Consider the following 873-nt stretch of genomic DNA (forward strand, 5'->3'; position numbering starts at 1 on the left):
TCCTTTTCCGCGGCGGAAAGCTTGGAAAGATCTGGAAGGGGGCGCAGTTTTGTCATGATCAGCATCATGGACCGATTTCAAGAAACGAACAACTCTGGCACGTGCTCGCTCAGGCTAAACAGTTACCATCGATCAACATGCCGACTTCACTTCTTTACGTATCGGAATTTTTGCTTCATGTGCTTCCGAGAGCCATACATCCCCTTCATTCTCACTCTCCGACAATGAAAATCCGACGGTATTTTTCTGATTGATAAACTGTGACTTCTGTTCACGGGTGATCAAGCATGTGGTGTGGGTCTGTTCCCGGCTATACGCAGGAACGGTGCTGATCACCGACTAGTTAGGAGTGGCGCAGCCGCAAAATTATTCTGAGCTGAAAAAACCGCAACTTTCGCACAAATGAATTGTCGACCTGATATGACCGCCCAATCGCATTAAAGGAAAGATTGTTGGCGCGAGGCATAAGAGCATTCCAACGGCAATTAAAGCAAGCTCTTGCAGAGCGGGAAAAATGAAAAGGAAGCCTACCGCAATAAATACATAGACGGTTACATTGATGAGTCTCTCGCAGTTTTGCAACAATTCATGTTGTAAGCAGGTGTTAGCAGGTAGATCGAAATGTCGCCAATTGGTAGCTCCGCATTGGGGGCAAGCCAGCTCGGGTACTGGCAGAAAATAGATGTTCATCTCGCGTTCCTGTGTTTGGGTGTTTGCGGACAATTTGAGGTCTGTAGATGTGTTATTTTTTGGTGATTAGCGCTGATCTTCAGCATAACTGAACTTTGGTCGCCGTTACGTGTCCAACCTTGCATATGCGTGCGCGGTGGCGCAGGCGGGAGAAGATTATGGCGACGATGAATCGGGTTCAGT

1 protein-coding gene is annotated in these 873 nt (G+C 47.7%); it reads left to right on the plus strand.

Annotation, left to right across the window (positions count from 1 at the left end; all coding sequences use genetic code 11):
* The coding region (locus F1735_RS36045; RefSeq protein WP_222853182.1) for a hypothetical protein at positions 1–254 on the plus strand (254 nt) is incomplete at its 5' end.
* Positions 255–873 lie beyond the last annotated feature (619 nt).

This window comes from Massilia genomosp. 1 (assembly GCF_011682185.1).
Classification (GTDB): Bacteria; Pseudomonadota; Gammaproteobacteria; order Burkholderiales; family Burkholderiaceae_D; genus Telluria_A; species Telluria_A rubra.